The sequence below is a fragment of the Fuscovulum blasticum DSM 2131 genome, assembly GCF_003034965.1.
GTDB lineage: Bacteria > Pseudomonadota > Alphaproteobacteria > Rhodobacterales > Rhodobacteraceae > Pseudogemmobacter > Pseudogemmobacter blasticus.
In genome coordinates this window covers 108963-121836 of the sequence record NZ_PZKE01000008.1, presented here as the reverse complement: position 1 = coordinate 121836, position 12874 = coordinate 108963, and the positions used below count along the sequence as shown (strand labels likewise).

Annotated in this window: 13 protein-coding genes; 2 read left to right on the top strand and 11 right to left on the bottom strand. The window is 67.6% G+C overall.

Annotated elements, in window-relative coordinates; all coding sequences use genetic code 11:
- Positions 1-46 precede the first annotated feature (46 nt).
- On the top strand, positions 47-1228 hold the full coding sequence (locus C5F44_RS10135) for a dipeptidase (RefSeq protein ID WP_107673417.1): 1182 nt from the start codon (positions 47-49) through the stop codon (positions 1226-1228).
- Positions 1229-1230: 2 nt separating this feature from the next.
- On the opposite strand, the gene C5F44_RS10130 is transcribed toward C5F44_RS10135, so the two are convergent.
- From C5F44_RS10130 to C5F44_RS10100, 7 genes are all read right to left on the bottom strand, one after another.
- A complete protein-coding gene (locus C5F44_RS10130; RefSeq protein ID WP_181318245.1) occupies positions 1231-2061 on the bottom strand; it encodes a cobalamin B12-binding domain-containing protein in 831 nt (276 codons plus the stop codon).
- Between the two features lie 96 nt (positions 2062-2157).
- Positions 2158-3159, bottom strand: coding sequence for a Gfo/Idh/MocA family protein (locus C5F44_RS10125; protein ID WP_107673415.1), 1002 nt, complete (start codon positions 3157-3159; stop codon positions 2158-2160).
- A gap of 67 nt (positions 3160-3226) precedes the next feature.
- Positions 3227-3970, bottom strand: coding sequence for a CDP-diacylglycerol--serine O-phosphatidyltransferase (pssA, locus tag C5F44_RS10120; RefSeq protein ID WP_107673414.1), 744 nt, complete (start codon positions 3968-3970; stop codon positions 3227-3229).
- Positions 3971-3973: 3 nt separating this feature from the next.
- Entirely contained in the window at positions 3974-4666 is a 693-nt protein-coding gene (locus C5F44_RS10115) for a phosphatidylserine decarboxylase (protein WP_107673413.1), read from the bottom strand.
- A 196-nt stretch (positions 4667-4862) separates the two neighbouring features.
- A complete protein-coding gene (gene rpoH, locus C5F44_RS10110) occupies positions 4863-5759 on the bottom strand; it encodes an RNA polymerase sigma factor RpoH (RefSeq protein WP_107673412.1) in 897 nt (298 codons plus the stop codon).
- Positions 5760-5952: 193 nt separating this feature from the next.
- Positions 5953-7932 carry a potassium transporter Kup gene (locus C5F44_RS10105; protein WP_107673411.1) on the bottom strand — a complete coding sequence of 660 codons (1980 nt, stop codon included), beginning with the start codon at positions 7930-7932 and terminating at the stop codon, positions 5953-5955.
- A gap of 249 nt (positions 7933-8181) precedes the next feature.
- Positions 8182-9255: an RluA family pseudouridine synthase gene (locus C5F44_RS10100; protein ID WP_107673410.1), complete on the bottom strand. Its 1074-nt coding sequence runs from the start codon at positions 9253-9255 to the stop codon at positions 8182-8184.
- Between C5F44_RS10100 and C5F44_RS10095 the strand changes: the two genes are divergently transcribed.
- Positions 9254-9559, top strand: a complete 306-nt coding sequence (locus tag C5F44_RS10095) for a DUF6476 family protein (protein ID WP_107673409.1) — start codon at positions 9254-9256, stop codon at positions 9557-9559. The genes C5F44_RS10100 and C5F44_RS10095 overlap by 2 nt on opposite strands.
- A gap of 8 nt (positions 9560-9567) precedes the next feature.
- Here the strand turns inward: C5F44_RS10095 and C5F44_RS10090 are convergent, their stop codons facing one another.
- Genes C5F44_RS10090 through C5F44_RS10075 form a run of 4 tightly spaced genes read right to left on the bottom strand, consistent with a single transcriptional unit; the run spans position 9568 to position 12840 of the window.
- Positions 9568-10221 carry an adenosylcobinamide amidohydrolase gene (locus C5F44_RS10090; RefSeq protein ID WP_107673408.1) on the bottom strand — a complete coding sequence of 218 codons (654 nt, stop codon included), beginning with the start codon at positions 10219-10221 and terminating at the stop codon, positions 9568-9570.
- Positions 10218-10961, bottom strand: a complete 744-nt coding sequence (locus C5F44_RS10085; protein WP_107673407.1) for an ABC transporter ATP-binding protein — start codon at positions 10959-10961, stop codon at positions 10218-10220. The genes C5F44_RS10090 and C5F44_RS10085 overlap by 4 nt, the downstream gene beginning before the upstream one ends.
- Complete coding sequence (locus tag C5F44_RS10080) at positions 10958-11941, bottom strand: FecCD family ABC transporter permease (RefSeq protein WP_107673406.1); 984 nt, start codon at positions 11939-11941, stop codon at positions 10958-10960. Before C5F44_RS10080 ends, C5F44_RS10085 begins: the two co-directional genes overlap by 4 nt.
- Positions 11938-12840, bottom strand: coding sequence for an ABC transporter substrate-binding protein (locus C5F44_RS10075; RefSeq protein WP_107673405.1), 903 nt, complete (start codon positions 12838-12840; stop codon positions 11938-11940). Before C5F44_RS10075 ends, C5F44_RS10080 begins: the two co-directional genes overlap by 4 nt.
- Between the last annotated feature and the right edge of the window lie 34 nt (positions 12841-12874).

The window sequence follows — 12874 nt, the reverse complement described above, 5'->3', positions numbered from 1 at the left end:
GCCTGCCGGGCGCCGTTAGCCTGACGGCCGGATCAGGGAGGATCGCATGGGCTGGAAACGCAAGTTTGCCATCGGCGCGGGTGTGGTTGTCGTCGCCGGGGCGGCGGGGTTCTTCGGCATTGCGCCCGGCATGGCTGAACGTGGGCAGAACGCCACCCTGCCCGGCGCACCGGCCCCGTCCGAGGCGGCGCTGGCGCTGCACAAGCGGCTGGTGATCGGCGACTGGCATTCCGACGCGCTGCTGTGGGACCGTGACCTGCGGCAAAGGTCGGACCGGGGCCATGTCGATCTGCCCCGCCTGCGCGACGGGAACGTGGCGCTGCAGGTGTTCACCACCGTCACCAAAAGCCCCAAGGGCCAGAATTACGAACACAATTCAGCCGAAGCCGGGGACAACATCACCCTGCTCTTCATCGCGCAGGCCCGCCCGTTGCGAAGCTGGTTCGATCTGTCCGAACGCGCGCTGGTGCAGGCCGAGGCGCTGACGGCCACTGCCGAGGCCGCGCCCGAGGAGTTGCGGGTGATCCTGACCAAGGGCGATCTGGCCCGGCTGCTGGCCGACCGGGCCGCGGGGGCCACGGTGGTGGGGGGCCTGCTGGGGGCGGAAGGCGCTCATGCGCTGGCGGGCCGCATCGAGAATCTGGACAGGATGCGGGCGGCCGGATTCCGCCTGATCGGGCTGACGCATTTCTTCGACAACGAACTGGGCGGGTCGCTGCATGGCGAGGCAGGGGCGGAAGGCGCCGGGCTGACGCCCTTTGGCCACGAGGTGGTGGATTACCTGATCGCGCATCAGATGGTGATCGACCTGGCCCATGCCTCGCCCGCGATGGCGCGCGAGGTGTTGGCGCTTCCCGACGCGCGGCCGATCGTCAGCCACACCGGCATCCGGTCGCATTGCGAAAGCCCCCGGAACTTTGCCGATGACATCCTGCAGGGGGTGGCGGCCAGCGGCGGGCTGGTCGGCATCGGCTATTGGGAAGAGGTGACCTGCGGCAAGACGGTCGATGCCATCGCCGACAGCATCGCCGCCGCCGCGGCCCTGCTGGGCGAGGATCATGTCTCGCTCGGGTCCGATTTCGACGGGGCCGTGACCACGCCGCTGGACTCGGGCCAGTTGGCCAGCCTGACCGATGCGCTGCTGCGCAAGGGCATGACCGAGGCGACCATCGCCAAGATCATGGGCGGCAACATGATGCGCTATCTGGCCGAAACGCTGCCCGACTAGGCTCAGATCAGGTTTGCCCGGCGCGCGGCCAGATCGGCCATGCGGGCCAGCATCAGCACTTCGGCCTCATCGGCGGAATTTGCCACGGCATCGGCCCCGGTCGCCGCCAGCAGGTCGGGAACCGTCCGGGTTATATCGCCCCCGATCATCACCCAGACGCTGGGCAACTGCGCGCGCAACGCCACCACTGTCCGCGCCAGGGGCAGGGCAAGATCGGTCATCGTGCCGGCTAGCGCCACGGTGGCGGGGGCCATCGCCTCAAGCCGTTCCACAAGCGAGGCGCGGTCATAGCCAACCAGAAGCTCGATGTTCCATCCCCGGCGGCGCAGGTCGTCGGCGGTCATCGTCATGCCGATGGTGTGACATTCGTCCGGACACAGCGCGAACACCGCGCTTTGGCCGGGCACCTGATCGGTGACGCGGACAAAGGCTTCGCGCAGGTCGCGCATGATGCCCCAGACGCGGGTTGACGCGCGCACCACATCGGTCAGGACGATTTCGTCATTCGCCCAGGCGCTGCCGATCACCTTGACCGCCCCCGCCACCAGCCCGTGATACAGGTCATCAGGCGACAGGCCACGCAGACGGCTGTCGCGCACAAGCCCGGCTGCCACCCCCTCATCGGGCAACAGCAGGGCCTGCGCCAGATCCTCGATCTCGGCCGGCGAAACCCGGGCCCTGGCCGAACGGCTTTCGCGGGCTTGTTCGGCAACGCGATGGATCACTTCGGCGGCAATGGCCGCCGTCGTTCTTTCGTCACCACCGAAAAAGGGCGTTTGCCGCGCGGTTCCATCGCCCCCGCTGCTTGTCGTGCAAGACGTTACTTCGGCCACGGCTGACCTCTTACCCTGCAAAGGCATGTCACAATGCGGAACGGAAGCGACGGACAGAGGCCCCCGGTTCCGCGGTCCTTGCGTGGTTCTACGATTTCAGACGGCAAAGTCCACTGCGACATCGAATACCCGATCCATCATGGCCTGCGTTCCCCGGCTGAACTCAAGCGGGCAGTCATAGGGCGCACCTTCGCGAACCGTACGACCGAAGGCCTCAACCTGAAGTTTATACTGGTTCAGGCCGGGAAAGCGATCCGTGATGACACGGTTGCCCTGAACATGCAGCTCGACCCTGGCCAGATCGTTGATGTTGGCGTTGAACGGTCCGCCTTCAACACGGACCATGCCCTTGGTGCCCTGCACGGTGACAACCTGGCGGTTGTAGGCCCGCATCGAGGTTGTCGACGCATAGGTGAACCCTGCCCCAAGGGCCGCATTGGCGGGCTTCATGGTGCCGAAGACATGGGCGAAGCTGTCGATGCCATTGTCGCGGATCAGCCGGGATTCGATCCGGTCGGGTTCCGCCCCCGCCGCGAAGCGGACCGATCCGAAGGTATAGACCCCGATGTCGCGCAGCGACCCGCCCGCTGCTTCGGGGCGGTTGCGGATATTGTCCATGTCGGTCAGGCGGAAGCTGAACTGCGCATCGGCATGGACGATCTCGCCGATCTCGCCCGCCTGAATCCAGTCACGCGCGCGCTGCCATTGCGGGTGATGGACAATCATGTAGGCCTCGGCCACCAGAAGACCCGCCCGGTCGCGCGCCGCGATCAACTGGTCAATTTCCCCCGCCCGCAGCGCGATGGGTTTTTCGGTCAGCACATGCTTGCCGGCGGCGATGGCCTTCAGCGTCCATTCGACATGAAGATGGTTGGGCAGCGGGATGTAGACGGCGTCGATCGCCGGGTCCGCCAGCAGCGCGTCATAGCTGTCATGCCGCCGCAAGCCCGGGCAGAAGGCCTGAAACCCCTCGGCCTTGGCCGGGTCCGATGTGGCCAGGGCCACCAGCTCGGCACCTTCCGCAGCATGGATGGCCGGCGCCATATGCTGGCGGGCAAACCGTGCCGCGCCCAGAATGCCCCAACGGATGGTCTTCATCGCCTGTCTCCCCCTCAGGTAGAGGAGGAACCTAGGACGTGTCGCCGCGACGGGCAAGCCTGCGTCGTCAGGTCACCTTGCGGCCGGTCAGGCCAATGGCCAGCGACAGGATCGCCCCCAGATAGACCAGCGACAGCGCCAGGAGCGTGACCCATGGGTAGGTGATCAGGGCCGCGATCACCGCAACGGCCCCGACCAGCGCGAACGGCGCCAGCGAGGCGGCGATGGTCACCCGCTTGAGGCTGGGGGTGCGGACGCGGCTGATCATCAGCGCGCCGATGCCCACCATCCAGGCCGCAACGGCAAGGGCGGGCAGGTGAAACGCGGTGACATGCGACAGGTAGATCGGCAGCAGCACCAGCATGGCGCCCGCGGGTGACGGCACGCCGATGAAGACAGTGCGTTCGGCCGGTTCGGCCTTGCGACTGCCGACGTTGAACCGCGCCAGCCGCAGCATACAGCAGACCGCATAGACCAGCACGGCGATCCAGCCCATGTTGACCTCGGTCCGCAGACCCCAAAGATACAGGACCAGCCCCGGCACCACGCCGAAATTCACGAAATCGCACAGCGAATCCAGTTCCGCCCCGATGGCGCTTTCGCTTTTCAGCATCCGCGCAAGCCGCCCGTCCAGCCCGTCCAGCGCCGCCGCAAGGGCGATCAGGAACACGGCAAGGCTGATATAGCCGGTTACGGCAAACCGGATTGCCGTCAGGCCCGAACACAGGGCCAGAATCGAGATCAGGTTCGGCAGCAGCTTGAGGATCAGAAGCTGCTGGTCGTCACGCTCTTCGGGGGTGATGTCGTCCATCGGCTATTCCATCCGGGCGGCCCGGGCGGGCGGCTGCGCGCCCAGCGAGGCGATCACGGTTTCGCCGGCCACCATGGTCTGGCCAAGCGCAACCTGCAACTCGATCCCGTCGGGCAGATAGACATCCAGCCGGCTGCCGAACCGGATCAGGCCGAAGCGTTCGCCGGTGCGCAGGGTCTGGCCAGGTTTCGTCCAGCAGACAATGCGGCGGGCCACCAGGCCGGCGATCTGCACCACGGCGATCTTGCGGCCATCGGCCATCTCGATGGCAAGCGCGTTGCGTTCGTTATCCGCCGATGCCTTGTCAAGCGAAGCGTTCAGGAACAGCCCGGGCCGGTAGGCCACCGCCGTCACCTTGCCGGCAATGGGGGCGCGGTTCACATGGCAGTTGAACACCGACATGAAGACGCTGACCCGCATCAGCGGGGCCGGACCAAGGCCCAGCTCTTCGGGCGGCACGGCGGGGCCGATCAGGCTGACCACCCCGTCGGCGGGGCTGACCAGCAGACCCGCGTTCTGCGGCACCGCGCGCTTGGGGTCGCGGAAGAAATAGTAGCACCAGACCGTCAGCCCAAGGCCGATCCAGCCCAGCGGGTCCCAGATCCAGAACAGCACCAGCGTTGCCGCCGCAAAGGCGGCCACGAACTTGTAGCCTTCCGGGTGCATCGGTTTGAGAAAGGTGTCGGTCATCTTCATGGCGCGTTCCCCCTGCCCCGGCCTCTATCGGCTGCGGGGCGGACGGGCAATTCAAAAAGGCGGGATGCGGCTGCGCGCCACGCGGCGTCATCCCGTCAAAGGCCAGATTGCAGGCAAACCGATCAAGCTGGGCAGGTGGCGCGGTGTGGCGGTGCGGATCGCCCCACCGCCACACCTGAACCCGAAGGCGCGGTCGTCAGGCCGGCACGACCATGCCCTTGCCACGGGCCAGTTCGCGCATCTTCGCCTGCAGCTTTTCAAAGGCGCGCACCTCGATCTGGCGGATACGCTCACGGCTGACGCCGTAGCTTTCCGACAACTCTTCCAGCGTCACCGGCTCATCCGCCAGGCGGCGCTGCATCAGCACGTCCTTTTCGCGGTCGTTCAGCACCGACATGGCCTGCGCCAGCAGCTCGCGGCGGATGTCGAGTTCATCCTTTTCTGCATAGGCGCCGGCCTGATCGCTGTCTTCGTCCTCAAGCCAGTCCTGCCATTGCGTGGCGCCTTCGCCATCGCTGCCGACCGTGGCGTTCAGCGAGGCATCGCCGCCCGACAGGCGGCGGTTCATCTCGATCACCTCGGTCTCGGTAACGCTGAGATCCTTGGCGATCTGGGCCACGTTTTCCGGGCGCAGGTCGCCTTCTTCCAGCGCGCCCAGCTTGGCCTTGGCCTTGCGCAGGTTGAAGAACAGCTTTTTCTGCGCGCTGGTGGTGCCCATCTTCACAAGGGACCACGACCGAAGGATGTATTCCTGGATCGCGGCGCGGATCCACCACATCGCATAGGTCGCAAGGCGGAAGCCGCGTTCGGGATCGAAGCGCTTGACCGCCTGCATCAGGCCGACGTTGGCCTCGGAAATCACCTCGGCCTGCGGCAGGCCATAGCCGCGGTAGCCCATGGCGATCTTGGCTGCCAGACGCAGGTGGCTGGTCACCAGCCGGTGCGCGGCCTGCGGGTCCTGGCGTTCCGCCCAGGCCTTGGCCAGCATGTATTCTTCTTCCGGCTCCAGCAACGGAAACTTGCGGATTTCCTGCATGTAGCGGTTCAGCCCCTGCTCGGGACTGGGTGCCGGTAGGTTTGCATAGGTGCTCATTCTGCCCCCCTTTCTTGGTCCCGGTGCCATCAGCCCCCGGGATCGGATCGCGTAACCTAAGGCCCGGAGTCCCCCGTTTCAATACGGCATGGCCCGGAACCCTTGGTCAAAGATGCGCCCTTGGCCGCCAGGGGCCAAGGGCTGTGACACATCTCTCACGCGATTGTCAGAATACCTGATCGTTTCTATCGGATCAGATTGCCACCCGTTCGCCCAGTTCGACCACCCGGTCGCGCGGCAGGTGATAGAAATCGGTCGGATCTGCGGCAAAGCGCGACAGGACGACATAGAAGCGGTCCATCAGCAGTTCGAACCCCTTGCCGGTGGCCACGGCACGGCGGCGGCCCAGGAAGAAGGTCGAGGTCATCACATCGAACTTCAGCCCGGCCTTGCGGGCATGGCCCATGGCGCGGCTGACATTCGGCGTTTCCATGAAGCCAAAGCGCAGCGTCACCCGCAGGAACGGGCCGCCCAGATGTTCGACGCTGGCCCGCTCTTCCGCCGTGGCATAGGGCACGCGCAGGGTTTCCACCGTCAGGAACACGGTCTGGTCATGCAGAACCCGGTTGTGCTTGAGATTGTGCAGCAGGGCCGAGGGCACGATGTCCGGGTCGCCCGTCAGGAAGAAGGCCGTGCCGGGAATCACGTTGACCGACGATCCGCGCATGGCGCGGACGAAGCTGGACACCGGCACCGCCAGCTTGTGAATCCGCGCCTTGACCAGTTGCACCCCGCGCCACCAGGCCCACATCACCAGCCCGACCGCCAGCGCCGCAAGCAGGGGCACATAGCCGCCGTCCAGGATCTTGGTCAGGTTCGAGGCCAGGAAGACCCATTCGATCACCGCCACCGGCGCGGCCAGCAGGATCGCCACCGGCGCGGAAAGCCGGCCCGAGCGGATCAGATACAGCACCCCCAGCACGGTGGTCAGCACCATGGTGCCGGTCACGGCAATGCCATAGGCCGAGGCCAGCGCGCCCGAGGACTGGAACGCCAGCACCAGCCACAGCACGCCGCCCAGAAGCAGCCAGTTGACCGCCCCGATGTAGATCTGGCCGCTTTGACCTTCGGCCGTGTGAACGATGCGCAGCCGGGGCAGGAACCCAAGCTGTGCCGCGCCCCGCGCCATCGAGAACGCGCCAGAGATCACCGCCTGGCTGGCAATGACGGTGGCCGCCGTGGCCAGCCCCACCAGGAAGGGCAGCAGCGAGGAGGACGCCATGGCGAAGAACGAGTTTTCGGCGCTTTCGGGATGGGCCAGCACCAGGGCACCCTGCCCCAGATAGTTCAGCACCAGCGCCGGCAGCACCAGCGCGAACCAGGCCGCCATGATGGGCTTGCGCCCGAAATGGCCCAGGTCGGCATAAAGCGCCTCGCCCCCGGTGACTGCCAGAAAGATCGCCCCCAGCACCACGAAGGCCACGCCGGTGTGGTTGACCAGGAACTGCGCGCCCCAGATCGGGCTGAAGGCCGAAACGACCCAGGGCGTTTCGGTCATGTGCCACAGCCCAAGGCCCGCCAGCACCAGAAACCAGACGGCCGTCACCGGCCCGAACAGCCGCGCCACGCTGGCGGTGCCCCGGCGCTGGCCGAAGAACAGCGCGACCAGAATCCCCATGGTGATGGGCAGGATATAGCTTTCCAGCGCCGGCAGGACGAGATCCATCCCCTCGACCGCAGAGAGGACCGAGATTGCCGGCGTGATCGCGGCATCGCCCGCAAACAGCGCAGCCCCCGCAATGGCCAGCATCAGGATCGGAATAGACCGCCTGCCGGTGGCCAGCCGCACCAGCGTGTAAAGCGCCAGAATCCCGCCTTCGCCGCGGTTGTCAGCCCGCAAGAGGACAAACACATATTTCACGGTAACGATCAGGATCAGCGTCCAGATCAGCAGCGACAGGATGCCCAGCACCTCGGGCGGGCCGGGCTGGGCCACGCCGGTGGCTTTCAGCGCCTCGCGGAAGGCGTAGATCGGGGACGTGCCGATATCGCCATATACCACGCCGATGGCGCCGATGGTCAGGGCGGCGAAGCCTTGTCGCCCGGCTTCGTCCTCATGAATGTCGGACTGCGTGTCGCCCTCTGACCGAAGGTAATCGGCGATGTCGAGGGCTTCTTCGTCAAACAGCGGCAAGGACGGCTGGTCCGCAAGACGGACGGGATCGTGGATCATGGATGACCACCAAGAGCAGAGATTGAGGGGGGATTGAGCGGTTTTCCGGCCCGAAGGCGGCGGTCGTTCAGGCGCCTGTCACCCGTTCGACAAAGGCTTCTCGGTCCGGTTATGCCCCTGGGGCAGCAGGGGCGAGCGGTAACTCCGACTCCATGACCGGCGAGGCCGGCGCGACCTCATATTAGGATTTTCACGCTCAGGTTACAAGATGTGGCATAAGCGTGATCGCAAGGACGTTGCGGCAGACCGTCAGGCGCCGCTGCGAAGCGCCGCGATCAGGGCGGCCATGTCCGGTGGCAGGGGGGCGGCGAAATCCAGCCGCGCGCCGGTCGCGGGGTGATCGAACCCCAACGTCGCCGCATGAAGCGCCTGCCGCGGAAAGGCCATGCCGGCCGCAGCCCCTTCGGGCCCCAGCGCCTTGGCCGACAGCGTGCGTTTGCCGCCATAGACCGGATCGCCCAGCAGCCCATGGCCGGCATGGGCCAGATGCACCCGGATCTGGTGGGTGCGGCCGGTTTCCAGCCAGCAGTCAACCAGCGCCGCCTGATCGGCAAAGTCCTCAACCACGCGGAAGCGCGTCACGGCATGGCGCCCCTCGGGCGGCCAGACCACGGCCTGCCGCTGCCGGTCGGTGCGGTGGCGGGCCAGGTTGGTGGCGATGCGCAGGATGCCGCCGGCTTCGGCGCTGACACCGCGGGTGCCGCGCAGGCGCGGGTCGGCGGCCTGGGGCACGCCATGCACCACGGCCATGTAATGCCGCGTCACTGTGTGCGCGGCGAACTGCGCCGCCAGCCCCTGATGCGCCCGGTCGGTCTTGGCCACCACCAGAAGGCCGCTGGTATCCTTGTCGATCCGGTGCACGATGCCGGGCCGCCGGGCCCCGCCGATGCCGGACAGCGTGTCGCCGCAATGGTGCAGCAGCGCGTTGACCAGCGTTCCGTTGGGCGACCCCGGCGCAGGGTGAACCACCATGCCGGCGGGCTTGTCGATCACGATCAGGTCGGAGTCTTCATGCACCACCACCAGCGCAATCGCCTCGGGCCGCGCCTCGATCTCTTCGGCGGGCGCGCGGCGGATGGTCCAGACTTCGCCCGGCTTCGCCTTGGCCTTCAGGTCACGCACCACCTCGGCCCCGCGGCTGACGGCACCGGATTCGATCAGTCTGGCCAGATGCGACCGGGACAGCACCGCCTCCTCTGGCACCGCAAGCGCAAGCGCCTTATCAAGGCGGGCGGGGGCATCGGGGCCAAGGGTCACGGTCAGCACCCCGTTTTCGTCCGGCGCCCCGGCGTCTTCGTCGTCTTCGAAAGGCACATCCGCCATGGCCGCTCCTGAAGAGGGTCCGCTTCCGCCCTCGCTCCGCCTGCTGAAATGGCTGGTGATCCTGCTCACCCTGTCCATGATCGGCGCTGTCATAACCGTGGTCTGGCTGCTTGTCACCCGGATGCCGCAGGTGATGTCAGGCCCGCCGAAACTGCCCGAGACCGTGGTGCTGCCGCAAGGCGAGACGGCGGCGGCGGTGACCTTCGGGAAAAGCTGGTATGCCGTGGTCACCCAGACGGGGCGAATCCTGATCTATTCCGAAACCGGCAAGCTGCGGCAGGACGTGACCCCGACGGCCGAGTAAGACGCGGGCTAACGCCCGGCCCGTTCGGCCTCGCGCCAGCGTTTCCAGTCGGCCCCGGCCCGCGCCACCGCCGCCCGCGCGGCTGCGCCCACGGCCTCGCCCACGGCGGTATGCAGCCCGGCATAGCGCCCCTCGCCCGGCGGGCAGGCCAGCGCGGTGCAATCGGTGCCGGTTCCGGTGGCGATGCCGGTGTCCAGCTCCAGCCCAAGCGCCATCACCGCCGCCGTGCGGGCCTGCACGGCGATGGTCAGCGCCTCAAGCTGGGCGGTTTCGGTAAGGGGCGCGTCGGTGGCGACCAGCAGGTTGATGGTGCCATAATCGGCCGAATGCCAGGGCAGCCGGCGCCCGACCGATTCCGCGTTCGACAGGCCCAGCGTCACCACCGCCTGCGCGGTGATGCTGTCCACCGTGGCCGTGGCCTGATCCCAGGTGCCGATATCGCGCGAGGTCATCATGCCCACCGCCATGGGCGCCCGCTGCATCTGCGCGGCGAACCAGTCATCCACGTCGAAATCGGGCGTCAGATCGGCGTTCTTCACCTCGCGCCACAGCACCTGATCGGTCAGGCGATAGCCCGCGCCATAGGGCGCATGGGACAGCACCCGCCAGCACGCGGGCAGCCGGGCCATCAGCCAGGGCCGGTCCAGCGTGACCGTGATCACCGCACCAGACCCATCGGCTGAAACACCGGCCCGTCGGCCGTTTCTGTGTGGAAGCCCTTGATTCCGAAGACTTCGGCAAGGGCGGCATCGGTCAGCACCTCGCGCGGGGGGCCATCGGCCACCAGCCTGCCGCGGTGGATCAGCAGCAGGCGCGAACAATGGCGGGCGGCAAGGCCAAGGTCATGGATCGCCGCCACCACGCCATGGCCTTCAGCGGCGAGGTCGGCAAAGACCTGCATGGTGCGGATCTGCGCCTCGGGGTCCAGACCGGCAACCGGCTCATCCGCCAGCAGCAGCGGGGTTTCCTGTGCCAGCGCGCGGGCAATCAGCACGCGGGCCTGTTCGCCACCCGAAAGTTCGGTCGCGCGGCGCTGGCGAAAGGCGGTCAGCCCCATGCGGGCCAGCGCACGATTCACCGCCGGATCGGTGGGGTCGGCGGCGCCATGCGGGCTGCGCCCCAGCGCCACCAGCACCTCGACGCTGACAGGCCAGGCGATTTCGCGCCCTTGCGGCAGGAAGGCGGCGGCGCGCGCGCGGGCCAGCGGCGGCAGGCTGGCCAGCGAGGACCGGCCCTCGGCCGGCAAAAGCCCCAGCGCCCCGCGCAGAAGGCTGGTCTTGCCGGCACCGTTGGGGCCCAGCAGGCCGACGAATTCCCCCCTGGAAACCGTCAGGCTGACATCATCCACCACCGGGCACTGGCCCCGCCGCACGGTCAGATTCTGCAACGAAAGCAGGGTCATGCCTCAACCCTCCGCATCCGCCAGATCAGGTGCAGGAAGAAGGGGGCGCCGACAAGGGCCGTCAGGACGCCCAGCTTGAGGTCGCGGTCCGGGGCGATCAGCCGGGTGGCGATGTCGGCGGCCAGCAGCATGGCCGCCCCGCCCAAAGCGGCGGCGGGCAACAGGCGCGAGGGGCGCGCACCGACCAGCGGGCGCAGAAGATGCGGCACCACAAGGCCGACGAAGCCCACGGCCCCGGCCACCGCCACGGCGGCCCCCACGCTGGCGGCGGTGCCAAGGATCAGCACCAGCCGCAGGCGGGGCAGGTTCACCCCCATCGACTGCGCGGCATCTTCGCCCAGCGTCAGGGCGTCAAGGCCCCGGCCAAGGGTCAGCAACGCGGCCATTCCCGCCACCATGAAGGGCACCGCCAGCCAGACATGCGACATCGACCGATCAGCCAGAGAGCCCATCATCCAATGGACAATTTCCATGGCAGCAAAAGGGTTTGGCGACAGGTTCAGCACCAGAGAGGTGACGGCGCCGGACAGGGCCGACAGCGCGATGCCGGCCAGAATCAGCGCCAGCGCGCCGCCGCGCGGGCCGGCCATGACCAGAACCAGCAGCACAGAAGCCCCTGCCCCGGCCAGCGCCGCCAGTGGCAGGGCCAGCGGAAGGGTGGCGGCAAGGCCGGTTTGCAGCGCCAGCACCGCCCCCAGCGCGGCCGAGGAGGACACGCCGATCAGCCCCGGTTCGGCCAGCGGGTTGCGCAGATAGCCCTGCATCGCGGCCCCCGACAGCCCCAGCACCGCCCCCGCCATCAGGCCAAGGATCGCGCGGGGAAGGCGGATTTCGCGCATCACCAGAACCATCGCCTCGCCTTCGCCCCGGAACAGCGCGCGGAGCGACTCGCCCAGACCCAGCCCCGCCGGGCCGATCAGCAGCGAGGCGGCGAAGAGAAGGGCCACCAGCAGCGCCAGAAGCGGCAGGATCAGCTTCATTTCAGCGCCTCTCGTGCCTGCCGCATCCCGGCGACGGCGCGCAGGATATAGGGGGTGCCGCAGACCCAATCGGCATCGGAAGCCGCTGAAATACCTGCCTTCTTGCGAATCTCGGCCAGAGCTGGGTGCGACAGGATCTCTTCCGCGCGCGATGCGCCGGGATAGGGCGTCGAGGTGACGACGACCTGCGGTTCGGCCAGAACCAGCCGCTCCAGCGGCAGGGTGCCGCCGCCGGTCAGCCCGGCGGTTGCGCCCACATTGGCAAAGCCGGTGCGGGTCAGCACGTCATCGGCCAGGGTGCCCTTGCCGGTGGTATAGCCGTTCGGGAAATAGAGGGCCGCTGTGGCGGGGGGCAGGTCAACGGCCAGCGCGGCCAGCCCTGCCTGAAATTCGGCCACCAGTTTGCGGGCGGCGTCTTCCCGGCCAAGGGCTTGACCTACCGCGATAATCTGTTCGGGCACCTGATCAAGCGCGTTCACCGGCGGCACCTGCACCACCCGCACGCCCAGCCGGCGCAGCATGTCAACCGAGCCCAGCGTGGTATAGGTGCCGGCCAGCACCAGATCTGGGTGCAGCAGGAACACCTCTTCGGCGCCGCCATGGTTGGCGGGATAGGCGGCGGCCTGATCCACCATCGAGGAGGACCGGATATCGGTGGCCAGATCGCTGACCGAAACCAGTTGCCCCGGAGCCGCCAGCAACATGGCAAGCTGGTCGGTGCAGAGGTTTATGGAGACGACGCGGGCGGGGGCCGGGTCGGCGGCGGCGGGGGTGGTGCAAAGGGCTGCGAACGCTGCGTTAATTGCGAAAAGGGCAGGTATAGCCCAGGTCTGCCGTGCGTATGGCCGACGTGCAGCGGACGTATGCCTGTCGCGACGATATGCGGCCTTGTTCACCATTACCCGTTTCCATTGAGGCGGCGGACCGGGCGGG

Excerpts from the sequence above, each read along its gene's own strand:
- C5F44_RS10135 (WP_107673417.1), top strand. The coding sequence starts at position 47 with ATGGGCTGGAAACGCAAGTTTGCCATCGGCGCGGGTGTGGTTGTCGTC.
- C5F44_RS10125 (WP_107673415.1), bottom strand. The coding sequence starts at position 3,159 with ATGAAGACCATCCGTTGGGGCATTCTGGGCGCGGCACGGTTTGCCCGC.
- pssA (WP_107673414.1), bottom strand. The coding sequence starts at position 3,970 with ATGGACGACATCACCCCCGAAGAGCGTGACGACCAGCAGCTTCTGATC.
- C5F44_RS10115 (WP_107673413.1), bottom strand. The coding sequence starts at position 4,666 with ATGAAGATGACCGACACCTTTCTCAAACCGATGCACCCGGAAGGCTAC.
- rpoH (WP_107673412.1), bottom strand. The coding sequence starts at position 5,759 with ATGAGCACCTATGCAAACCTACCGGCACCCAGTCCCGAGCAGGGGCTG.
- C5F44_RS10105 (WP_107673411.1), bottom strand. The coding sequence starts at position 7,932 with ATGATCCACGATCCCGTCCGTCTTGCGGACCAGCCGTCCTTGCCGCTG.
- C5F44_RS10095 (WP_107673409.1), top strand. The coding sequence starts at position 9,254 with ATGGCCGCTCCTGAAGAGGGTCCGCTTCCGCCCTCGCTCCGCCTGCTG.
- C5F44_RS10100 (WP_107673410.1), bottom strand. The coding sequence starts at position 9,255 with ATGGCGGATGTGCCTTTCGAAGACGACGAAGACGCCGGGGCGCCGGAC.
- C5F44_RS10085 (WP_107673407.1), bottom strand. The coding sequence starts at position 10,961 with ATGACCCTGCTTTCGTTGCAGAATCTGACCGTGCGGCGGGGCCAGTGC.
- C5F44_RS10080 (WP_107673406.1), bottom strand. The coding sequence starts at position 11,941 with ATGAAGCTGATCCTGCCGCTTCTGGCGCTGCTGGTGGCCCTTCTCTTC.
- C5F44_RS10075 (WP_107673405.1), bottom strand. The coding sequence starts at position 12,840 with ATGGTGAACAAGGCCGCATATCGTCGCGACAGGCATACGTCCGCTGCA.